The organism is uncultured Corynebacterium sp., assembly GCF_947253065.1.
GTDB lineage: Bacteria > Actinomycetota > Actinomycetes > Mycobacteriales > Mycobacteriaceae > Corynebacterium.
Window position 1 is genome coordinate 36290 of record NZ_CAMXWS010000011.1, and the last position, 21439, is coordinate 57728.

Sequence of the window (21439 nt, forward strand, 5' to 3'; positions counted from 1 at the left end):
AAGGAACGACCGTGACACAATCAACCATCACCCCGGAGCTCGTCCGGCTCGATGTGGATTTTGGCGGCACACCCGCTGATGTCATCGGGCAGCTCGCCGAACTCGTCGGTGCAGCAGGACGCACGACCGACCCGAAAACGCTTGCCAGCGCCGCCGCTGCCCGCGAAGAAAAAGCCGGCACCGGCGTCAACGGCCGCGTGGCCATCCCACACTGCCGCACCTCCGCGGTGACCGAACCGACCCTCGCATTTGCCCGCTTGTCGCGCCCGGTCGACTTCGCTGGCCCGGACGGCGACGCTGAACTCGTCTTCCTCATCGCCGCCCCAGAAGGTGGCGGTAAAGAACACCTGAAGATCCTGTCCAAGCTGGCAAGAGCTTTGGTGCGAGGCGATTTCATCGACAAGCTGCGCAACGCCGCGACCCCCGAGGATGTCGTTGCAGCTGTCAACGAAGTACTCAACGCGGCCCCGAAGAAGAAGGCTGCAACAGCTGCTGCAACACCGGCTCCTGAGAAGCCCGTTGAAGCTGCACCCCAGAAGAAGCGCATCGTCGCTGTCACCTCGTGCGCAACCGGTATCGCGCACACCTACATGGCCGCCGACGCCCTAGAGCAGGCAGCAGCTAAGCGTGACGACGTCGAACTGCGCATCGAACCCCAAGGTTCCTCCGGTGGTGACCGCGTTGATCCCGACTTCATCGCATCCGCTGATGCCGTGATCTTCGCGCACGACGTCGCTGTCCGCGACCGTGAACGCTTCGCTGGCAAGCCCGTCATCGACAGCCCGGTCAAGCGTGGCATCAACGAGCCGAACGTCATGATTGACGAGGCAATCGCCGCCGCTGACAACCCGAATGCACGTCGCGTACCAGGCGGCAGCGCCGCTGAATCTTCCGGCGAAGCTCAGGGTGACGTGGGCTGGCCGAAGCGCATCCAGCAGGCGATCATGACCGGTGTTTCCTACATGGTGCCGTTCGTCGCCGCTGGCGGTCTGCTGCTCGCCCTCGGATTCCTCGTCGGCGGCTACGACGTCGCAGGCGGCTGGCAGGTCATCCCGCTCGAATACTCTCCGACTAACCTGCCGAGCAACGAAGTGCTTATCGACGGAGCCACCGTCGTCTTCGACCGCTCCGGCTGGGCCTTGTACCTCGGCGCCGTCCTCTTCGCCATCGGACAACTAGCAATGCAGTTCGTGGTGGCCGCGCTTTCCGGCTACATCGGATACGGCATTGCTGGTCGCCCCGGCATCGCACCGGGCTTCGTCGGTGGCGCAATCTCCGTCATGGTCGGTGCTGGTTTCATCGGTGGCCTGGTCACCGGTCTGCTCGCTGGTTTCATCGCATACTGGATCGGTTCCTGGAAGGTGCCGCGTTGGCTTGGCTCGCTGATGCCTGTGGTCATCATTCCACTGCTGACCTCGCTGGCGGTTGGCCTTGTGATGTTCCTCCTGCTCGGCCGCCCGCTCGGCGCACTGATGATGGGTCTGCAGAACTGGCTGGAGTCGATGAGTGGTTCGTCGGCAATTCTGCTCGGAATCATCATCGGCCTGATGATGTGCTTCGACCTTGGTGGCCCGGTCAACAAGGCTGCTTACCTCTTCGGTACCGCTGGCCTTTCCGCCGGTACGGATGCTGCATACGAGATCATGGCAGCTGTCATGATCACCGGTATGGTCCCGCCGATCGCTCTGTCGATCGCCACCTTCCTGCGTTCCAAGCTGTTCACTCCTGCTGAGCAGGAGAACGGTAAGTCCGCATGGCTCCTCGGTCTGTCGTTTGTCTCTGAAGGCGCAATTCCGTTCGCTGCGGCTGACCCGCTGCGCGTCATTCCGTCGATGATGCTTGGTGGCGCTGCCGCCGGTGCTACCTCAATGGCCCTGGGCGTCGGCGCAAAGGCTCCTCATGGCGGTATCTTCGTGATCTTCGCTTACGAGCCGTGGTGGGGCATGTTCATCGCCCTTGCTGTCGGAACGGTGGTCGCTACCATCGCAGTCCTTGCGGCTAAGCAGCTGTGGCCCAACAACGCGATTGAAGAGGCCGCGGAAAAGCACTCAGCTGCTACCGAGGCTGAACCGACTTCCGTCGCCTAGTCTCCGAAATTCTCCTACGATGGGGCGCACACTGCGTCTCAGCGCCCCATTGACGAAAATCCGAGACGCATCAACGAAAGGATAACCTCACCATGGCTTCCAAGACTGTCACTGTTGGCTCAACCGTCGGCCTGCACGCCCGCCCCGCAACTGTCATTGCTGAGGCAGCTGGCGAGTACGACGACGACATCATCCTCACCCTCGTCGGTGGCGACGAAGACGACGAGACCGATGCGGCCTCCTCTCTGATGATCATGGCCATGGGCGCCGAGCACGGCGATCAAGTAACGGTGACGTCCGACAACGACGAAGCTGTTGAGAAGATCGCTGCTCTGATCGAGTCCAACCTCGACGACGAGTAAGCCCTACTCCCTCTGCGCGCACGCGCAGGCACAGCTGGGGTGGCCCCAGCTCCCTAGCTCCGACCCACCGCGGTCGGAGCTTTTCTTTTCAGCCACCGTGGCCGAACAAGCTGTGCATCGCCCCGTATCTGTTGTGGCCATTGACCACGGGATATCCGCGGGGCGAGCGCCAAATCGGTGTGCCACGGATTCTTTCGATCCGCCCGCGGCGTTTTCGGTACGGGTCATCGTCGTTTACACCGTTGTGATATCTGCACAAGGGCGCCAGATTGGCCAGATTCGTCTCACCACCGTGCTTCCAGGCCTGAATGTGGTGTATTTCGCAGGCATCCGCACCGTGGCGGCAGCCGGGTACTGGGCACACGAGGGTCGTTGCTCGTGCAAGGTCGCGTTGCTTCTGATTCGCCAATCGGGCTCCGCGGTATAGGTTCACGGGACCTTCTTGCGGGTGGAACAGCGCGACCTCCAGTTCATCTCCCACGTGACGGCGAAGGTATTCGGCGCCGGTGATTGTGGTGCCGTCGGAAAGCCCGAGGACGATTTCGTCGCCTTCGCCGCGAATGATGCGGCACCATGCGGGCATCGGCACGGCGATAATTGGGCGCGGGGCCGCGGTAGGAATGCTCCCGCCACCGCGAATGAGTTCGATGAAGCGGTCGTGCATCTGCTCAGCTACTGGCCGCGACCGGTCGATCCCACGTGCAAGAGCATGTTCAAGATCTGCTAAGTCGCGTTCGGCCGCGGTCACAGACATGGTTCGCATTCCTTGCCGCGACGCAGAGAATCGCACCTGTTTGCGCGGCCGTTTCGTCTTTTCAGGGATCAACTCTTTCGCTTTTCGACGCACCGCCTCATATCCCCCACGAACCCCCAGCAGTTCAAGTCTCACTTCCCATTTCGTGCGGGGATTTTTGACGCGCTGCAATTGTGATTCGATGAGCGCAAGCTGGTCAATGCTCATGCGCCGCGCGCGAGCACGGTCAGCTGCCCGCCGTTGCTGTGCTGTCCACTTGGTGGGCCCGAAATAGACGGCGTGGACTGTGCCCCATTCGGTGACGCTTTTCGGGCGGATGCCAGCACTTAGAGCAGCGTCGCGATCGAACCCGGCAAGGGTGTCGAGCGCGCTGCTCGTCTGTGTCTCCAAGAAGGCATCAAATGTGCTCATGCACCAAACATTAAAAGGGGCTGCGACATCGCCGCAGCCCCAATTCAAATGCCTGTGGATAACTTAGAGCATGCGCCCTTCGCCAAGATTCTTGTATGCCCACTGCATGATCGGGTACAGGATGATGATGCCGATGGAGCCCAGTGCAATGCCCTCGAGCGTGACATTGCCAATTTCAAAGGTCAGGTTGCCAATACCCACGATCAGCGCGACCGCGGCCATAGTCAGGTTGACCGGGTTGTTGAAGTCCACCTTGTTGTCCTGCCAGATACGCACGCCCAGCATGCCGATCAGGCCGTAGAGAACCAGGCACGCACCGCCGAGAACTCCAGCCGGGATGGTGAAGATCAGTGCACCGAATTTGGGGATGAAGGCGAGCATGATCGCAAAGACTGCGGCAACCCAGTAGGCGGCTGTGGAGTAAACGCGGGTGGCTGCCATGACACCGATATTCTCGGCATAGGTCGTGGTGCCGGAACCACCGAAGCCACCGGCAAGAGTGGTAGCAAGGCCATCGCCGATGAGTGCCGGGCCGGCAAGATCATCCAGGTCACGACGAGTCATCTCAGCAACAGCCTTGACGTGGCCGACGTTCTCGGCGATCAAAACGACGAGCACGGGCAGCGTCACCAGGATCGCGGAAGCGTGGAATTCCGGAGTGTGGAAGGTCGGCAGACCGATCCAGGGGGCGGCGGCGATGGTGTCGCCAGCGTCCTCGGCAAGATTGCCGGTCACAGCTGCAAAGACCCAACCGGTGACCACGCCGATGAGAATGGACAAACGCGACGCCATGCCACGGAAGCATGCTGTGGCAATGAGGATCGCCGCCAACGTGACCAGGCCAACTGCCGGCTGAGTCGTGGTATTCGCCACTGCTGTCGGCGCGAGGTTGAGTCCGATCAACGCCACGATGGCACCGGTGACAGCGGGAGGCATGACGGCATCAATGACGCGTTTGCCTGCCCACGTGACCACCAGACCAACTCCGATGAGCGCAATACCAGTGATCAGGATGCCACCGAGCTGCGCACCAATGCCGTGCTGCTGCGATGCCGTCAGCGGAGCAATGAACGCAAACGACGAACCCAGGTAACTTGGCAGCCGATTACGAGTGATCAGCAGGAAGATGATGGTGCCCAGGCCGGAGAACAGCAGCGTGGTATTCACCGGGAAACCTGTCAGGGTGGGGACGAGCAGTGTCGCACCGAACATCGCGATGACGTGCTGCATGCCAATCCCGATGGTGCGCGACCAACTGAGTCGCTCCTCAGGGGCAACAACGGAACCGGGCTTGATGGTTTTGCCGTCACCGTGGACGGCCCAGGAAGGAATGAAGCTCACAGACTCCAAAATCTAGCAGCTGATCAGTCCACTACGAATTCGGAGTATTGCTGGGCGAGGATGCGGGGGAAGCGGACGTCGATAAGCGTGCCTTCTTGTTTGTATTCCTCGCTGCGGACGGTGCCCTCTTCGTGGAGGCGCGAAATGATGTCGCCGCGCGTGTAGGGCACGAGCAAAGTGGCGTGCGCGTCGAGCGTGTTAAGGAACATCTCGATGCGACCTTCCAGCTCCGAGATGCCCTCGCCTGTGCGGGCGGAGACGAACACGACATCGCGGCCGGAATCCGCGAACGCGTGACGCAGCTCAGCGAGAACAACCGGGTCCGCCTGGTCAATTTTGTTCACCACGACGATCTCCGGCGGAATCTCCTCACCTGTATCGCGCGTGATCTCGGAGAGCACCTCGTTGACCGCTTTGATCTGTTTCAGCGGGAACGGGTCCGAGCCATCGACGACGTGCAGCATCAAATCCGCACCCGCGACCTCCTCGAGTGTGGACTTGAACGCCTCGACGAGCTGCGTCGGCAGGTGTCGCACGAAACCGACAGTGTCGGTGAGCACGACCGAGCGGCCGTCAGCGAGTTCGGCCTTGCGTGTCGACGGATCCAATGTCGCAAACAACGCATCCTCCACCAGCACACCCGCATCGGTCATGGCATTGATCAGCGAGGACTTTCCGGCGTTGGTGTAACCCGCGATGGCGATCTTCGGAATCGTCGAACGCTGCCTCTGTGCGCGCTTGATGTCGCGGGCTGTTTTCATGCCTGCCAATTCGCGGCGCAGCTTCGCCATCTCGGTGCGCAGGCGACGACGATCCGCCTCGATCCGCGTCTCACCCGGACCGCGTAGACCCACGCCACCGTTGGAGCCCGCACGGCCACCCGCCTGGCGCGACAGGTTGCCACCCCAACCACGAGTACGTGTGTACAGGTACTCCATCTGCGCGAGGCTAACCTGCGCCTTGCCCTCCTTCGACTTCGCGTGCTGCGCAAAAATATCGAGGATGAGCATGGTGCGGTCAATCACCTTGACCTTGAGCGCTTCCTCGAGCGCAACCATCTGGCCGGGCGAGAGCTCACCGTCACACACCACGGTGTCCGCGCCGGTCGCCTGCACGATATCGCGCAGCTCGTTCACCTTGCCGGAGCCGATATAGGTGCCTGGGTCTGGCTTGTCGCGCTTCTGGTAGAGCATTTCCACGACATCGGCGCCAGCGGTCTCAGCCAGAGCGGCGAGCTCGTTCATATTCGCCTCGACCTCGGCCATGGTGCCTTCAGTCCACATGCCCACCAAGATGACTTGTTCAAGGCGCAGCTTGCGGTACTCGACCTCGTAGATGTCCTCGTGGTCTTCGGAGCGGATCTCAGTGTCGCGGATGACGCGGCGGAAAGAATTACGCTCCGCCAGGTCGAGGGAGCCGACGGTTGGGTCGGTGTGGGTGTCGTCGATAGGCAGATCGCGCCCCGGGTCTTCAGTGGGAGGCGTGTGGTGGCGGAAAGCTTCGGCGAGGAGCTCCTCGTGGGTCGTCTCGTCGGGAGTGTGTGAAAAAGGTTTCGTCATTGAGTCCTTATTGTCTCATGCCTGCTTTTTCAGGCAAAGATTCGTGGCTATCTCCCACAACCGGCACGGCGTGCGGATTGTTCCCTCCCCCGCTTCCGGCACTAGGATCGAGATTTATGAGTGAGACGATCACAACAGATCTTTCCAGCATCGGTATGGGGTATTCGCGGTGGCAGGATGCCGTTGAGGCTGCTATCGCATCGAATCAGCTCTCGGTGACGGGCGAAGTGCGCGGCGGGCAGCTGATTCAGTTCGCGGATCCGTCGGGGGCGCAGCTGAACATTCTCGCGGTCGAGCCTTTCGCGACTTTCGCGGGCTTCGATTCCACAACCCGGACGTATGCGCACGTGACCATGCTCGATGACGTCGTGGGGCTGTGCGACATCGTCGATCCGATGGGCAATGCGATCGCGTCCGTCACGGCCAATATCGCACAGGGCCCTTTGCTTGTCGACGAATCCACTCTCCAATGGCAAGAAATGGGATTCACCGCCCTAGCTGTGGATACCCAGCACTATGGCAGCGTCGATGAGTACTTGGCTGCTACCGGCGAGACACTGGGCGTGATCGTGTCTGAGGGTGCTGAGCGCGTTGCTGCTGGTGCAGCTGCTGCCCCGGATGCCGCTGCGAAATTCTCCGCACGCGTTCTGGAATCGGAATACCGCACGAACACGCTGACTGGCGAGCGTTTCATCCACGTTTCCGTGGACGGTGCTTTCCCCTTCGACATCGTGATGCCGGATAATGGCGCTGAGCTCCCCGAACGCAATTCTGTTCTCGCTGGCACTGCTGTGCTCGCAGGCCAGGTCGCTATGGCTGCTGGTTGCGGCGGCGGTGGCGGTGGCGGCTGCGGTGGTAATGGCGGCAGCTGTGGCTGCGGTGGCCACTAGTTCTTCACCACTAGAAGGATTGAACCGTCATGGCCGGGCATCAGCGTAACCGTGAGGCAGCGATTTGGCTGACTCTTGCGCTTGTTGTTGCCATTTTGCTCGGAACTCGTCTGGGCGTTCCAGGTCTGCTGTCCGGCATTGTCATCGCTGCGGTGGCTTTTCTGGGTTACCGCAACAGCACGGTGGATCCGGAGATTGAGGCGTTGAAGTCGTCGTTGCGCGTCGCCAGCGACGATATCGCCGATGTGGTCGCTGAGTACGACCAATTCGCCACGGGCACGGATGCTCATTCCATTGCGGAGCGCACCCTGACCTACCCGGCGCTTGCGCAGCCGCACAGTGACGTCAGTGCGATTGAGGATTTCCACCTCCGCTTAAGTTCATCGCGTCGTTTCCTCTCCCGGGTGGAGAGGCACTTGACCAAGGATGACTTGGACCGTCGCGCTTTGGAACGCATGATCACTATCGCTGACCAGCGCGCCTATGAGCTCGCCGAAGCATGGGCGGATGCACGGCGTGCAGCGCGTCGTTTAGGTCCTGCCTAAAACAAACACCGCTTATCGACGCAGCGCCCCCAGCTCCACCTCTCCCCTCGCCACGATGACTGATGGTCCGGTCATCGTGGCTTCATCGTCAGTAATGGAGATGGTCAGTGCACCCCCTGGGACGTTGACGGTGACGGAGCCGTTTTCAACGCCGGCGTCGGCAAGCGCGGCGCGTGCTGCTGCGACGGTGCCAGTCCCGCACGAGCGGGTCTCGCCGACGCCGCGTTCCCACACGCGCATGTGCACGACGCTGTCTTTCATTTCGGTGAGGATTTCCACATTGACGCCGTGTGGGAAGAACTCGTGGTCAAAGGCGGGTTGGGAAAGCTCCAGCCCAGCCAGTTCGCTCGGTGAAAGCCCAGGAATGACAGCGGCGAGGTGCGGGTTGCCCACATCGACGCCGAGTCCCGCGAAATCGAAATCACCGATACGCGCGGTGGACACGCCGGTGACTTCCACGTGGCCCATGCCGACCTCGACCCGCGCGTGCGACGGCCCATGCGGTCCATCACCGGAAAGCTCATGCATGACGATGTGCTTGATCCCGGCGCGGGTGGCCACGTCAAATTCGCGTTCCGCCTCCAAGCCTTGAGCGGCGAGTACGTGGGCGAAGACGCGGATGCCATTGCCGCACATCTCCGCGATCGAACCGTCTGCGTTGCGGTAATCCATGAACCACTGGCCTTCGTGATCACGAACAACGCGCAAGAAGCCATCGCCGCCGACCCCTGCGCGACGGTCACACAGCGAGGCAACGAGATCCTGGTCAAGAACACCTAGTTGTTCAAGCTGGTCATCGACGTCAATGATGACGACGAAATCATTCTCCGTACCGTGCGCCTTGATGAACGGCAGGATGGACAGATGTGCTTCGTTATTGGTGCTCACGCCAGCGAGTCTAGCGCGGTGGACAACACCGCTTCGCTTCCCTGGTCGGCGGGCAGCCAGGTAGTGCGTTTGTCGCGGTTGAACCACGAGCGTTGTCGACGCACGTACCTACGTGTCCCCGTGATCGTCGCCTCAACCGCTTCATCAAGAGTGTATTCACCCGTGAGGTGACTCAGTACCTGGGCGTAGCCAATCGCGCGGCCAGCGGTGGAATCGGCAGCGAGACCTTCTGCGACCAAACCTTGCACTTCTTCGACAAAGCCACGCTCAAACATCTGGTGGGTGCGCAACTCGATCCGGGGATTCAGCCAATCGGCGTTGGTGCGCAACCCCAGGATGCGTGTCCCCCACCGTGGCGGCGCATCCTTTGGTGGTTGCGATGCCTGGAAGGGTTTTCCGGTCAGCTCAATGACCTCCAGCGCACGCACAGTTCGCCGCGGATCATTGTCCTCGATGATGCTCGCTGCCTGTGGATCTACCTTGGCCAGCTCGGCGTGAAGAGCCTGCACACCGATTTCTTTCTGCCGTGCTTCGTACTTGGCGCGGACGGATGGGTCGGTGGGTGGGAACTGCCAGTCGTCGATAAGCGATTGCACGTACATCATGGAGCCGCCGACGAGAATGGGGACCTTGCCGCGCGCGGCGATCTCCTCGACGGCTGTGATCGCGCGGGCCTGATACTCGGCGACGGATGCGGTGTGGGTGACCTCCCAAATGTCCAGCAGGTGGTGAGGGATGCCACCGCGTTCCTCGTGCGGGAGCTTCGCCGTACCGATGTCCATGCCGCGATACAGCTGCATCGAATCGACATTGACCACTTCCCCGCCGAGCTCGTGCGCAAGCGCGATTCCCAGGTCCGATTTGCCGGATGCCGTCGGCCCGACAACCGCGATTGGGGTGACGGTAAGTTCAGCCATGATTCACCTGCCATGTAGCCAAGAATCGTCCCACGCCATGCGTTTCGTCATGTGCGATGAGCTGCTGGTGCGATGCGTTCAGCATGGCGAGCTCCTCCCACAGCGCAGGCTCGATGACACCGTAGTCTGCGAGGTTGCTCGGAAGTGCACCCTTGCCGCCGAGAAATGCTGCCATCTGTTCATGCGCATCGGACGCGCCTTCGATGAGCGCGAGCGGCGCGCGCGGCGTCAGCCCCGCGGAACCATCGAGGACGACGACCGTGAGCACCTCCGGATTCACCGGCGCTACCGTTGCGCGCGATTCCGTCACTCGCGCTGCCGCATCCCCCAGCGCATATCGCGCAACGAGTTCCGCCAAATAATTCCCCGCACCGACAGTGACGTGCGGAGCACCCCACGCCGCGAAAGAACCGGTGTGCTCCGTGCGCCACCGCGCATCCTGTGAGCCCACGATATGGACCTCGCGCGGATCGTCCACGATCAACTCACGGAGCGAGCGCACCAGCTCGCGCCCCACGCCATCGCGCGGCGCGAGCTCTGTAACGAGCGCTGGCGAGCCCGGCACAACGCACACATTGAACTGATTCACTCCAACCACCCTAGCCAGATACCGCAAACCTGCACGCAGACGACCCCAACACCTGACATCACCCGGGCGAGGACGGTAAAGTTTCAAGGAATTACGGCAGCCGTGTCGCGCGGCACACACACGAAAGGACAGTCACACAATGACGCAGCCACCTCACGACGGACAGAAGCTGACCCCCAAGCCGGTTCCCTCGCCTGGTTCGATGCCGAAGAATGCACCGAAGCCCGGCCCGCGCCCGGGTGCAGTTGTCTCCCACGCGCCGACACCGTCACCGGTTCCTGCAGCTGCGGCTGTCCCGGCAGATACTGCTGAGGCCAAGAAATTCGGCCGCGTCGACGAGGACGGCACCGTATACGTCACCCGTGGCGGAAGTGAACGCGTTGTCGGCTCCTGGCAGGCCGGCACCCCGGAGGAAGGTCTGGAGCATTTCGCTGCCCGCTACGGCGACCTTGTCACCGAGGTGAGCCTGCTGGAAAACCGTTTGAGCGCACGCCCAGAGGATGCAAGCACTGTCCAGACTCAGGCGCAGCACCTCATTGATTCGCTCGACGAGCAGGCTGTTGTCGGTGACCTGGATGCGCTGGAGGCTCGCCTGAAGGAGCTGCTTGGCCAGGCAGACGTCGCTGGTGAGAAGGCGAAGGAAGCCAAGGAAGCGCGTCGTGCTGAGGCGATCTCTCGCAAGGAAGCACTCGCCGCTGAGGCTGAGGACTTGGCTGCAAATTCCACCGAGTGGAAGGCCGCCGGCGACCGGATCCGCGCGATCTTGGACGAATGGAAGACGATTCGTGGCATCGACCGCAAGACCGATGATGCGCTGTGGAAGCGCTATTCCAAGGCCCGTGATTCCTTCAACCGTCGTCGTGGTTCCCACTTCGCTGAGCTTGACCGTGGCCGCGCTGCTGCCAAGGCGGCAAAAGAAGACATCATCGAGCGCGCCGAGAAAATCAAGGATTCCACCAATTGGGGCGAGACAGCCCGCGCTTTCCGCGATCTGATGACTGAGTGGAAGGCAGCGGGCCGCGCGCCCCGCGATGTGGACGACAAGCTGTGGGAGCGTTTCCGCGCCGCCCAGGATCACTTCTTCAGTGCACGCAACGCAGTCAATGAGGAACGCGACCGCGAGTTCGCGGCCAACGCACAGGCTAAGGACGACCTGATCGCTGAATACGATGCACAGATCGACCCGGAGAAGGGTTTGGGCGCGGCGAAGTCGAAACTGCGCGAACTGCAGGAGAAGTGGGACGCGATCGGGTACGTTCCGCGCGGCCAGATCCGCGAGTACGAGGACAAGATCGGCGCGATTGAGCAGCGTGTGTCCGACGCTGAGGAGAAGCAGTGGCGCAAGTCGAATCCGGCGCAGCAGGACAAGGCGAACCAGTTCCAGGTCAAGGCGGATGATTTCCGCGCCAAGGCTGAAGCGGCTGATGCGAAGGGCCAGGCAGCTAAGGCCGCGGAATTGCGCGCGCAGGCTGACCAGTGGCAAGAGTTCGCAGATGTCGCTGCGAAGGCGATTGACGGCTAGTTTGCAATTTCTCCTTTATTCCCCGACTAGTCGAGATGCCGAGGAGATCGTCGGTGCATACGCGTTTTCGGCTACGCTTTCGATCCAGGACATTACCGGCAGCGCGCATTCGGGGCTTTCGGCATCACATATTTCGAAGCGTCTCGAAGGCTCGGCTGAGTCCGACTCGCTGTTATTCGCGCTGACCAGCGTGCAGGCACCGCGTCCGCTCGGGCCACGTGGTTACCCATTGATCAGCGTCGATGATCTTGCGGACATCGAGGCGTGGGTATTCATCTCATTACCATTGCTCGAGGACACTAACGTCATCGAGGCGGCCATTACGCTCGACGCCGCTATCGCACCACTGCCCGGCGAGCCCGTTCCGCGTGAGCCGTGGGATAGTGCTTTATCGCTTATCGACGCCCTCTCTCGCTCCCTTTCTCGCCCCACCCGCCAGATCTGGGAAACCCACGCGGCTGATTCATCGGCTCCTGCAGCCCCTTATCTCGCTGAAGCCGGCTACACCGATGCCTACCAGGAGCAACAAGCCACCTTCACCGTCGAAGAGTCTGTTGTTAGTGTGGCTGAGCTGCCCATCGATGACATCAACGTGGTCTTCAATAACGAAATTTCTACCACTGACCTCGACCTTTTCCGTGTTCTGCTCACCGAAGCCTCCAAGGGATATCCGCGCGGTGACTTGCAGCTAGACACCGTGGAATGGACGCCCCAGCGTCTCCACGATGCCCAGGCGCGGTTGCTGGACCGTGGTGGAAATCAGTACACCGCCATCGCATTCGCAGGCGGTGAAAACCGAAAGGCCGTTGGACTTGCCGAGGCCGTTCATTACGACGCCGACGATGACTCCCTCATCGAACTCGGTCTCGTCTTCGTCTTGCCCGAGTACCGTCGCGCCGGTATCGGAAGCGCGCTCGTTGAAGCTGCCCTGTCAGCAGCCAAGCACAAGTGGGGAAAGGTGGAGACGGGGTATAGCTCGTATCCGTCGATAAGCGAAGCTGCCCACGTCTTGGCGCGACGCGGTGGTGCTCAAGCCATCTCCGCGACGACTGCTTGGCAGCGTAATTAAACCCATTTCACCCCCATTATTGCGTGATTAAATTCGCAAATATGGTGGCACAAAAACGAGCGCTAAACTGGGTTTTATCTGTATTGATCCCGTGCAATGTGTGAATTGGTGATGAAATAAATGAAGAACCCGGTGTCGGCTATCAAAAAATATGCTTCACAGAAACCGGGGGCCGTCATCGCTGGCACGGCTGCAGCCGCGACTGCATCCCTGGCAGCACGAGATCTAACGCAAAAGAAAAATTCCATCCTGCGCAGGTACCCAGTGCTCGGCCATGCACGCTACCTTGCGTACCGCATCCGCCCAGAAATCCACCAGTACTTCGTGGAAAGCAACTGGGATGGCCGTCCCTTCAACTACCAGACGCGAGAGATGATCAACCAGCGCGCCAACGGCACCGACGGGGACCGCTCATTCGGTACTGAACGCGATGTGTTGAAGCCTGGCTACGAATACCTCGTCCACTCCATGATGCCGGCGCAGGAGCCAAGCCTTCCCCCGCGGGCACGGGTCGGTGGCAAGGACTGCACACAGCCCTACGACATTTCGCTGATGAATATCTCCGCGATGTCTTTCGGTGCTCTTTCCGCAAACGCCGTGCGTGCGTTGAATAAGGGCGCCGAGATGGGCGGCTTCGCTCACGACACAGGCGAAGGCGGACTGAGTACCTACCACCTGGAAAACAACGGTGACCTGATCTGGGAGCTTGGAACCGGGTATTTCTCTGCGCGCACCCCTGACGGCAGGTTCGACCGTGAGAAATTCAAAGAGCTGGCCGCAACCGACCAAGTGAAGATGACGGAGCTGAAGCTCTCCCAGGGCGCCAAGCCGGGAATCGGTGGCGTGCTGCCGGGCACAAAGGTGACCGCGGAGATCGCTCGTGTGCGTGGTGTGCCAGAGGGCAAGACAGTTATTTCGCCATCGCGTCACTCGGAGTTCTCCACCCCGACCGAACTGATTGAGTTCATCGCTGAGATGCGCGAGCTATCCGGCGGTAAGCCTGCTGGTTTCAAGATGTGTGTCGGCTCAATGACCGATGTTCTGTCTATCTGCAAAGCAATTCGAGAAGTCGGCACCGCACCCGATTTCATCGTGATCGACGGTGCTGAAGGCGGAACCGCCGCTGCCCCACTCGAGTACGAGAACCACGTTGGTCTCCCTCTGACCGAAGGCCTCATGATGATGCACAACGCACTCGTTGGCACTGGGCTACGCGATCAGATCAAGATTGGTGCCTCCGGCAAGGTCGCGGCAGCCAACGATATTGTGAAGCGCCTGATCCAAGGTGCGGATTACACGCTTTCGGCTCGCTCCATGATGATGGCTGTCGGATGCATCCAGGCACAAAAATGCCAGACCGGAAAGTGCCCCTCCGGCGTGGCTACCCAGAGTAACTGGCGACAGCGCGCCCTGGATGTTGATTCCAAGGCCCTGCGCGTGAAGAACTACCACGAAGCCACCGTCCAGCACGCGGTGTCCATGATGGCGTCGTGTGGCGCAACGTCGCCAGAAGAGCTCACCCACGGCATGCTCCGCCAGGTCATTGAGCCAGGTGTCGCTAAGTCCTACGAGGCGCTCTACGACTGGCTCGAGCCCGGCGAACTCCTCGCTGAAGCTCCGGAAGCATGGGCAGATGCATGGAATCACGCCAGCCCGGATGAGTTCCGACTGCCCGTGAGAACCCGGTTGCGCTAAGTCAGTTAATCGCCCTGCACGCGGCGGTGGCGTTGGGCGGCGCGTGCGCGGCGGTCGTCGATAAGCGTTTCTGCGTTCTCCGCGTGGCGGACGGACTGGTGGCCCGCATCGGCCTGGACTTCAGCGACCGGGTTGAAATCGGTCTGCTCGCGACGCAGGGCTTCCATTTCCTGCTGCCTCGGGTCGCGGTGCATCCACGCGGCAGTCAACAACGGGACAGCGACGATCACGCACGCGATGGCGAGATACATGCCGGCGCCGGTCGAATCATCGCTCGTGCCGGTCTGACGTAACCACAACCCCAGCAGTGCCGCCACGAGTGAGACACAACCCGCCATCCAGGCAAACAGTGCGAATTTCGTGCGCTGGGTGATCACCAGCAAAAGCGTGAACACGACTAGGCACACAAACGACAGCACGGTGAAAACGCGCTCGCCCACTGCGACATTAATGCCATCAGGCTCAGTGAACGCGAGCATCTCCCACCCGGCGGCATCACCGGCGAAAGGCAAGATGAGCGCCACGATGAACAAAACTATCGACGCAGCGAGCACCCAACGGCGCACACCCAAATCGATGTTGTCTGCGCTTTGCTTTTCTAAAGCGGCGAGGTCGGGGCGGTTAGCGTCGTCAAGCATGTGTGCTCCTTTTATCCGCATGAGCCGCATGCATTGGCGGCGGGTGCTTGCTTGGGGGCACCGATCGTAGGCAAGCCGAGTCCCACGCCGACAGGTGCTGTGGTGGGAACCTGGCCAGCCTCGGCGTTGTCGCCGGCGAGCGTGCGACGGTGACTGTGAATTCCGGAATCCGCGATCAAATAGTGCGGACGCGCATCCGTGACCGTGACGTGCACGATATCGCCCGGGCGCACCGTGCGATCAATATTGCCCTCGACGGTGAAATGCACAAGGCGGCCGTCGCGCGCACGGCCCGACATGCGGCCGGTGTCCTTCTTGTCGTGCGTCTCCTGCACGAGCAACTCCTGGTCCGTGCCCACGAGCTTCGCGTTCTCCTCGGCGCTGATGCGTTCCTGCAGCTCAAGCAGGCGCTCGAAACGCTCCTGGACTACCTTCTTCGGAATCTGATCGGCTATCTCCGCTGCCGGCGTGCCCGGACGCGGCGAATACTGGAACGTGAATGCCGAGGTGAAGCGGGCCTTCTCCACAACGTCAAGCGTTGCTTGGAAGTCTTCCTCCGTCTCACCCGGAAAACCGACAATGATGTCGGTCGTGATCGCCGCGTGCGGCAGCTTCTCACGGACCTCATCCAAAATGCCGAGGAATTTTTTCGAACGGTACGAACGACGCATGTCTTTAAGCACCTTGTCTGAACCAGACTGCAGCGGCATGTGCAGCTGCGGGCACACATTCGGTGTCTCCGCCATCGCGTCGATCACATCGGAGGTGAATTCCGCAGGGTGCGGGGACGTAAAACGCACGCGCTCCAGGCCCTCGATGTCACCGCACGCGCGCAGCAGCTTCGAGAATGCGGAACGGTCACGCTTCATGTCCGGATCGACGAAATTCACGCCGTACGCATTGACGTTCTGGCCAAGCAGTGTCACCTCAGTCACGCCCTGGTCGACGAGGGCTTTGACCTCAGCGAGAATGTCGCCCGGGCGGCGGTCCTGCTCCTTACCACGCAAGGACGGAACGATGCAGAACGTGCACGTGTTGTTGCAGCCCACGGACACGGATACCCAACCAGCGTAGGAGGACTCGCGCTTCGCGGGCAGAACCGATGGGAAATGCTCGAGAGCTTCGACGACCTCAACCTGGGCTTCTTCGCTGACGCGTGCACGGTCAAGCAGCGCCGGAAGCGCCGCCATATTGTGGGTGCCGAACACGGCATCGACCCACGGGGCCTTGTCGATCACGGTGTCGCGATCTTTCTGTGCCAAGCACCCACCGACGGCGATCTGCATGCCTGGGTGGTTGCGCTTGACCTCACGCAGCTGGCCGAGCGTGCCGTACAGGCGCTTGTCGGCATTCTCACGCACTGCGCACGTGTTGAAGACGATGAGGTCAGCTTCCGCATCTTCCGGTGCAGCCTGGTAACCAGCCTCTTCGAGCAGACCCGACAGACGCTCAGAGTCATGCACGTTCATCTGGCAGCCGAAAGTACGCACCTCGTAGGTGCGTGGATTTGTCTCTGTTGTCCCGATTGTCACGGTGGTCAAGTGTATTGCCCACCGCGGTCAACGCATAACCGCTCACCTGAGCACAGCCACGCTAATCTTGAAAGGGATCCAGCCCCCTGGAGGAAAACATGCTCACTTTTTCGCATCAACGCATCGGACGTTTCGTCGTCGGTGTGCTTGCTGCGTCTGTTTGCGCTCCGACGACCAAGCATCGATCGACGCTGTCAATGACGCTTTGCAGAAGATGTACGACGACGGTTCTTTCGATCGTTTCGTAATTGAGCACTTGAATATCGATCCAGATGAGCTGCGCGCCACCCCGGGCGATACATCCTTCTTAGCTGCGGAATAACAAGGGCACGCTTAGCCCTCTAGCTCTTCGCAGCGCTCATCGAGAGCTTCTTTCGCGATCTGGAGCGCCATTGATTGTGGGAAGCCACGGCGGGCCAACACCCCGACGATGCGGCGCAGCATTTTGTCGCGCTCCGCGCGGTCAGCTGGCACAGCTTTTACCGACTTAGCTTTCTTCCGTGCGAGAGTGCGGGCGAGTTCGCGTTCATCGTCTTCGTCGATTTGTTCCAGTGCGCTTTCCTGGTCAGCGGCAGATACGCCTTTGTCTTGCAATTCCAGGCGGAGCATTTTCGAGGATTTTCCGCGGCGCTCAAAGCGCTGGCGGACCCACTCATGCGCAAAGGCTTCATCGTTGATAAGGCCGGAGCGTTCGAGGGAGTCCAAGACATCGTCGATAAGCGCGGGGTCAGGTGCGTCCTCCCCTTCTTTGATGCGACGCGGATCAAGAAGACGCTGCCGCAATTCGTGGCGCGAGCGAGACCGCTGATCCAACAAGCGCAGAGCACGTTCGCGCACCTTTGCGGTGGCCTTTTCGTGCTCGTGGTCGATCAGCCCCGGACCACCGCCTGCCGCGTATGCATCGAGCGCTTCTTGCAGCTTGCGGAGCTTTTCCGGGTCCGGCTCCCGCCGCGACGAACGTGACTGCATTCCGGGTTATTTCTCCCCGGCGCCGGCGTCCTCATCATCGAAGTCGATATTGGGCACCATGTCGATCGCTTCGTCGCTCAGCTCATCGTCCTTGCCGGCGAATTCGCCGACGCCGAGCTTTTCAAAGATCTTGCGCTCCAGCTCATCAGCCAGATCTGGATTGTCCTTGAGGAACAGGCGGACCTTCTCCTTGCCCTGGCCGAGCTGATCCCCCTCATAGGTGAACCAGGAACCGGACTTCTTGATCACGCCGTTGTCCACACCAAGGTCAATGATGGAGGACTCACGCGAAATGCCTTCGCCGTACATGATGTCAAATTCGGCGATCTTGAACGGCGGTGACACCTTGTTCTTGACCACCTTGAGGCGAGTGCGGTTACCGATAGAATCCTGGCCGTCCTTCAGAGTTTGAATACGGCGGACATCGCAGCGCACGGACGAGTAGAACTTCAGCGCCTTACCGCCGGTAGTGGTCTCCGGGGAGCCGAACATGACGCCGATCTTCTCGCGCAGCTGGTTAATGAAAATCGCGGTGGTGCCGGAGTTGTACAGCGCACCGGTCATCTTGCGCAGCGCCTGGGACATCAGGCGTGCCTGGAGGCCGACGTGGCTGTCACCCATCTCGCCTTCGATTTCAGCCTTCGGGGTCAGCGCGGCGACCGAGTCAATGACGATCATGTCGATCGCGCCGGAGCGCACCAGCATGTCCGCAATCTCAAGGGCCTGCTCACCTGTATCCGGCTGGGAGACCAGCAGGTTGTCGGTGTCCACGCCGAGCTTCTTCGCGTAATCCGGATCGAGTGCGTGCTCCGCATCGATGAAGGCTGCGATGCCACCTGCCTGCTGCGCTTGCGCGATGGCGTGCAGCGCAACCGTGGTCTTACCGGAGGATTCCGGACCGTAGATCTCTACGATGCGGCCACGTGGCCACCCACCAATGCCAAGTGCGACGTCGATCGCGGTGTTGCCTGAGGAGATCGACTGGATCGGCGGGCGCTTCTCATCACCCAAACGCATGATGGCGCCCTTGCCGTAGTCCTTCTCGATCATCGCCATTGCCGCGTCAAGCGCGTTCTGGCGGTCGTTCGCAGCGGAGGCAGCCTTCTTCTTCGTTGCCATGGCGTGGTTCCTTTCGTTTTGTGTGTTTCCCGTTTCGCGTGGCTGAGAGTCTTGTCTTCTTAGACGGCACTCATCACGTGTCCGGTTCCCTCTTCACTGAAAATCACACTAGTGGGATGCGCGACATCACCCTCGAACATACACGCACGAATGTTCGAATAGGTTATTCGCCCGGCCTGTCAATGCCCAGTCGGCGCTCTTCAGGGACATCGAAGTCATCGCACAGGTGGTCCCACACGATGCGGGGGTCTACGCCAGCGTCGATAAGCTCGCCCGCTGTTTTCCCTTCACCTGCGAAGACGTGCGAGGTCACAACCCACTGCCCTTTCGCGTCGCCGAATTCGTCGGTGACACGTTGGTGGAATTCCGTCAATCGCATGCGGCCCACTTTACGCGTCGCGCACAACGCTTATCGACGCCCACCCAACCCCCTAATTGAACACCGTTCAATGCCTCGCTATTGTTTCCTCCATGACAACTACAACCCCGTCCGGCGCACGCGGAACCAGCGTCGCCACAGACATTGCGTATATCGCGGTTTTCGCCGCGCTGATCTCCGTGCTCGGCTTCGTGGCAATCCCGATCGGTTCGGCTGGTGTGCCGATCGTGCTACAGAATGTCGCGACGATTCTTGCCGGCCTTGTCTTGGGGGGCCGTCGTGGATTCTTCGCCACAGGACTCTTCTTGCTCATCAGTATTGCTTTCCCTGTGCTCGCTGGCGGCCGCACTCTCATTCAGGCCTTCGCGGGCCCGACGATCGGTTATCTGCTCGGCTACCTGCTTGGCGCTGCTGCCGCGGGCTATATCGCATACCGCGCACCGCGTAACAACAAGCTCGCTATGGTTGGCTACTTCGCTCTCGGCGGCGTCGTGGCGGTTTTGCTGCAGTACTTCTTCGGTGCCCTTGGCCTGATGTGGCGCGCTGACATGGCCTTCGGCCCAGCGATTGCTGCTCAGCTGCCGTTCATCCTGCCGGGTATGGCTAAGCTCGCCGTCATGATCGCCATCGCCATGGCTGTCCACGCTGCCTTCCCCCAGCTGCGCCGGACCCGTTAATCTCTCGCTGTGCCCACTATTTCTTTCGACCGCGCCTGCGTCGCCTACAACTCCGATGCTGTACTGAAGCCATTCACGCTCGAGCTAACTGAGCAACGCATCGGCATCATCGGCTCGAATGGCTCCGGTAAATCGACTCTGGTGCGGCTCATCAACGGGCTCATCGATCCGTCGTCGGGCACCGTGACCTATAACGGGCTCGATGTGTCCAAACACGGCAAAGAGGTGCGTCGCAAAGTCGGCTTCATTTTCTCCGACGCTGAAGCGCAGATCGTCATGCCCCAGGTGCGCGATGACATTGCTTTTTCCTTACGCCGCTTCAAGCTGCCCAAAGCTGAGATCAAAGCACGTGTCGACGACATGCTGCACCGCTTCCAACTCACCGACCTTGCTGAAAACTCCCCACACACGCTTTCCGGTGGCGAGAAGCAGATGCTCGCGCTTGCCTCAGTGCTGGTCATCGAACCAGAAACGGTCATTGCCGATGAGCCCACCACCCTGCTTGACATGCGCAACCGGCGACGCATTATCCGCGAGCTGACTTCCCTTGACCAGCAGGTCATCGTAGTCACCCACGATATCGAGATGCTCGCCGATTTCGATCGTGTGCTGTGCATCAATGACGGCGACATCGTCTTCGACGGCCAGCCACGACAGGCCATTGCGTTCTACACCGACCTGATGGACCGGCTGGACCGCGCCGAAACTGAAAACCGGGAACCATAACTATGCGGATCAAAGAACTTCCGCTGGGCGTCTATATCCCAGGAACAACCGTTGTCCACCGCGCTTCCCCGGCAGCGAAATTCGTGGCACTGCTGGTCTTCATCATTTTGATCACCGCCTTGCCGACACACCCCTGGCACCCGTTTGCCGCAGCTTGCGGTGTGGCCGTGCTCTACGCGATCGCTCGCATCCCCTTCCGCACTGCCCTTCGCCAAGTTCTGCCGATCTTGCCATTCATGGCTTTCATCGGGGTATTTCTGTGGTGGCAGAACGGCCTAGAGCGAATGCTGATCACCGTCTTCGGGCTCATCGCCGCGCTCATGGCAGCAAGCTTGTTCACCTTGACCACCACCATCGAGGACCTCATGGAGGCTCTGGAGACCAATATGGCCCCGTTGGAACGCATCGGTGTGCCAGTAGACACGATCAGCCTTGCTATCGCACTGACGATTCGTCAGATCCCCGTCATTCTGGGCACCGCGAATGAGTCCCTAGACGCACGACAGGCCAGGGGCGCGAATTTCTCGCTCCTGGCCTTTGGAACTCCACTGGTCATCCGCAGCATCCGCCGTGCCCAATTAACGGGCGAGGCGCTGATGGCACGCGGAGCAGTGGATTAAATGAATTAGTGCTCGCCGCGCAGCTCACGCATGCGCTCTGCAACAGCATCCTTGTCCACGTTGGCGCTAGCGGCATCGTCTGCAGCGTTGGAAGAAGAGTTGCCCTGCTCGATGGCCTGCTTCTTACCGGACTCAAGCTGACCGCCCATC

Annotated in this window: 22 protein-coding genes; 11 read left to right on the top strand and 11 right to left on the bottom strand. The window is 60.7% G+C overall.

What is annotated here, in order from left to right; all coding sequences use genetic code 11:
• Positions 1 to 11 precede the first annotated feature (11 nt).
• Both Q0X21_RS04425 and Q0X21_RS04430 read left to right on the top strand, forming a co-directional pair.
• Positions 12 to 2087 carry a fructose-specific PTS transporter subunit EIIC gene (locus tag Q0X21_RS04425; RefSeq protein WP_297850546.1) on the top strand — a complete coding sequence of 692 codons (2076 nt, stop codon included), beginning with the start codon at positions 12 to 14 and terminating at the stop codon, positions 2085 to 2087.
• Positions 2088 to 2179: 92 nt separating this feature from the next.
• Complete coding sequence (locus Q0X21_RS04430; protein WP_297850547.1) at positions 2180 to 2449, top strand: HPr family phosphocarrier protein; 270 nt, start codon at positions 2180 to 2182, stop codon at positions 2447 to 2449.
• Between the two features lie 88 nt (positions 2450 to 2537).
• On the opposite strand, the gene Q0X21_RS04435 is transcribed toward Q0X21_RS04430, so the two are convergent.
• From Q0X21_RS04435 to hflX, 3 genes are all read right to left on the bottom strand, one after another.
• Positions 2538 to 3614 carry an HNH endonuclease signature motif containing protein gene (locus tag Q0X21_RS04435; RefSeq protein WP_297850549.1) on the bottom strand — a complete coding sequence of 359 codons (1077 nt, stop codon included), beginning with the start codon at positions 3612 to 3614 and terminating at the stop codon, positions 2538 to 2540.
• A 63-nt stretch (positions 3615 to 3677) separates the two neighbouring features.
• Positions 3678 to 4955 (bottom strand): uracil-xanthine permease family protein, encoded by a 1278-nt coding sequence (locus tag Q0X21_RS04440; RefSeq protein ID WP_297850550.1) that lies wholly within the window; start codon positions 4953 to 4955, stop codon positions 3678 to 3680.
• 23 nt (positions 4956 to 4978) lie between these two features.
• A complete protein-coding gene (hflX, locus tag Q0X21_RS04445; RefSeq protein ID WP_297850551.1) occupies positions 4979 to 6514 on the bottom strand; it encodes a GTPase HflX in 1536 nt (511 codons plus the stop codon).
• A gap of 116 nt (positions 6515 to 6630) precedes the next feature.
• On the opposite strand from hflX, the gene Q0X21_RS04450 reads away from it, so the two are divergent.
• The gene (locus Q0X21_RS04450; protein ID WP_297850553.1) at positions 6631 to 7404 is read left to right on the top strand and encodes a hypothetical protein; all 774 of its coding nucleotides are present in this window, start codon (positions 6631 to 6633) and stop codon (positions 7402 to 7404) included.
• 29 nt (positions 7405 to 7433) lie between these two features.
• A complete protein-coding gene (locus Q0X21_RS04455; RefSeq protein WP_297850555.1) occupies positions 7434 to 7949 on the top strand; it encodes a hypothetical protein in 516 nt (171 codons plus the stop codon).
• A gap of 12 nt (positions 7950 to 7961) precedes the next feature.
• On the opposite strand, the gene dapF is transcribed toward Q0X21_RS04455, so the two are convergent.
• Genes dapF through Q0X21_RS04470 form a run of 3 tightly spaced genes read right to left on the bottom strand, consistent with a single transcriptional unit; the run spans position 7962 to position 10343 of the window.
• Positions 7962 to 8837, bottom strand: a complete 876-nt coding sequence (dapF, locus tag Q0X21_RS04460) for a diaminopimelate epimerase (RefSeq protein ID WP_297850557.1) — start codon at positions 8835 to 8837, stop codon at positions 7962 to 7964.
• Positions 8834 to 9754 carry a tRNA (adenosine(37)-N6)-dimethylallyltransferase MiaA gene (gene miaA, locus Q0X21_RS04465; protein WP_297850559.1) on the bottom strand — a complete coding sequence of 307 codons (921 nt, stop codon included), beginning with the start codon at positions 9752 to 9754 and terminating at the stop codon, positions 8834 to 8836. The genes dapF and miaA overlap by 4 nt, the downstream gene beginning before the upstream one ends.
• Complete coding sequence (locus tag Q0X21_RS04470) at positions 9747 to 10343, bottom strand: hypothetical protein (protein WP_297850561.1); 597 nt, start codon at positions 10341 to 10343, stop codon at positions 9747 to 9749. Before Q0X21_RS04470 ends, miaA begins: the two co-directional genes overlap by 8 nt.
• Positions 10344 to 10545: 202 nt before the next feature.
• Between Q0X21_RS04470 and Q0X21_RS04475 the strand changes: the two genes are divergently transcribed.
• The 3 genes from Q0X21_RS04475 to Q0X21_RS04485 all read left to right on the top strand — a co-directional run bounded on the left by Q0X21_RS04475 (position 10546) and on the right by Q0X21_RS04485 (position 14629).
• The gene (locus tag Q0X21_RS04475; protein WP_297850579.1) at positions 10546 to 11865 is read left to right on the top strand and encodes a DUF349 domain-containing protein; all 1320 of its coding nucleotides are present in this window, start codon (positions 10546 to 10548) and stop codon (positions 11863 to 11865) included.
• 1 nt (position 11866) lies between these two features.
• The gene (locus Q0X21_RS04480) at positions 11867 to 12934 is read left to right on the top strand and encodes a GNAT family N-acetyltransferase (RefSeq protein WP_297850563.1); all 1068 of its coding nucleotides are present in this window, start codon (positions 11867 to 11869) and stop codon (positions 12932 to 12934) included.
• A gap of 120 nt (positions 12935 to 13054) precedes the next feature.
• Positions 13055 to 14629, top strand: coding sequence for an FMN-binding glutamate synthase family protein (locus Q0X21_RS04485; protein ID WP_297850565.1), 1575 nt, complete (start codon positions 13055 to 13057; stop codon positions 14627 to 14629).
• Between the two features lie 5 nt (positions 14630 to 14634).
• Here the strand turns inward: Q0X21_RS04485 and Q0X21_RS04490 are convergent, their stop codons facing one another.
• Positions 14635 to 15267, bottom strand: coding sequence for a hypothetical protein (locus tag Q0X21_RS04490; protein ID WP_297850566.1), 633 nt, complete (start codon positions 15265 to 15267; stop codon positions 14635 to 14637).
• A gap of 11 nt (positions 15268 to 15278) precedes the next feature.
• Entirely contained in the window at positions 15279 to 16799 is a 1521-nt protein-coding gene (gene miaB, locus Q0X21_RS04495) for a tRNA (N6-isopentenyl adenosine(37)-C2)-methylthiotransferase MiaB (RefSeq protein ID WP_297850567.1), read from the bottom strand.
• A 160-nt stretch (positions 16800 to 16959) separates the two neighbouring features.
• Here miaB and Q0X21_RS04500 point away from each other — a divergent pair, with 160 nt between their 5' ends.
• Positions 16960 to 17121: a hypothetical protein gene (locus Q0X21_RS04500; protein WP_297850568.1), complete on the top strand. Its 162-nt coding sequence runs from the start codon at positions 16960 to 16962 to the stop codon at positions 17119 to 17121.
• 11 nt (positions 17122 to 17132) lie between these two features.
• On the opposite strand, the gene Q0X21_RS04505 is transcribed toward Q0X21_RS04500, so the two are convergent.
• The 3 genes from Q0X21_RS04505 to Q0X21_RS04515 form a co-directional block, all read right to left on the bottom strand.
• The gene (locus Q0X21_RS04505) at positions 17133 to 17768 is read right to left on the bottom strand and encodes a regulatory protein RecX (RefSeq protein ID WP_297850569.1); all 636 of its coding nucleotides are present in this window, start codon (positions 17766 to 17768) and stop codon (positions 17133 to 17135) included.
• 6 nt (positions 17769 to 17774) lie between these two features.
• A complete protein-coding gene (recA, locus tag Q0X21_RS04510) occupies positions 17775 to 18887 on the bottom strand; it encodes a recombinase RecA (RefSeq protein WP_297850570.1) in 1113 nt (370 codons plus the stop codon).
• A 163-nt stretch (positions 18888 to 19050) separates the two neighbouring features.
• Positions 19051 to 19266, bottom strand: coding sequence for a DUF3046 domain-containing protein (locus Q0X21_RS04515; RefSeq protein ID WP_297850571.1), 216 nt, complete (start codon positions 19264 to 19266; stop codon positions 19051 to 19053).
• A gap of 92 nt (positions 19267 to 19358) precedes the next feature.
• Here Q0X21_RS04515 and Q0X21_RS04520 point away from each other — a divergent pair, with 92 nt between their 5' ends.
• From Q0X21_RS04520 to Q0X21_RS04530, 3 genes are read left to right on the top strand one after another with little or no spacing between them, the layout of a single operon-like run.
• The gene (locus Q0X21_RS04520) at positions 19359 to 19943 is read left to right on the top strand and encodes a biotin transporter BioY (RefSeq protein ID WP_297850572.1); all 585 of its coding nucleotides are present in this window, start codon (positions 19359 to 19361) and stop codon (positions 19941 to 19943) included.
• Positions 19944 to 19952: 9 nt separating this feature from the next.
• Entirely contained in the window at positions 19953 to 20669 is a 717-nt protein-coding gene (locus Q0X21_RS04525) for an energy-coupling factor ABC transporter ATP-binding protein (RefSeq protein ID WP_297850573.1), read from the top strand.
• 2 nt (positions 20670 to 20671) lie between these two features.
• The gene (locus Q0X21_RS04530; RefSeq protein WP_297850574.1) at positions 20672 to 21289 is read left to right on the top strand and encodes an energy-coupling factor transporter transmembrane protein EcfT; all 618 of its coding nucleotides are present in this window, start codon (positions 20672 to 20674) and stop codon (positions 21287 to 21289) included.
• The last annotated feature ends 150 nt before the right edge of the window (positions 21290 to 21439 follow it).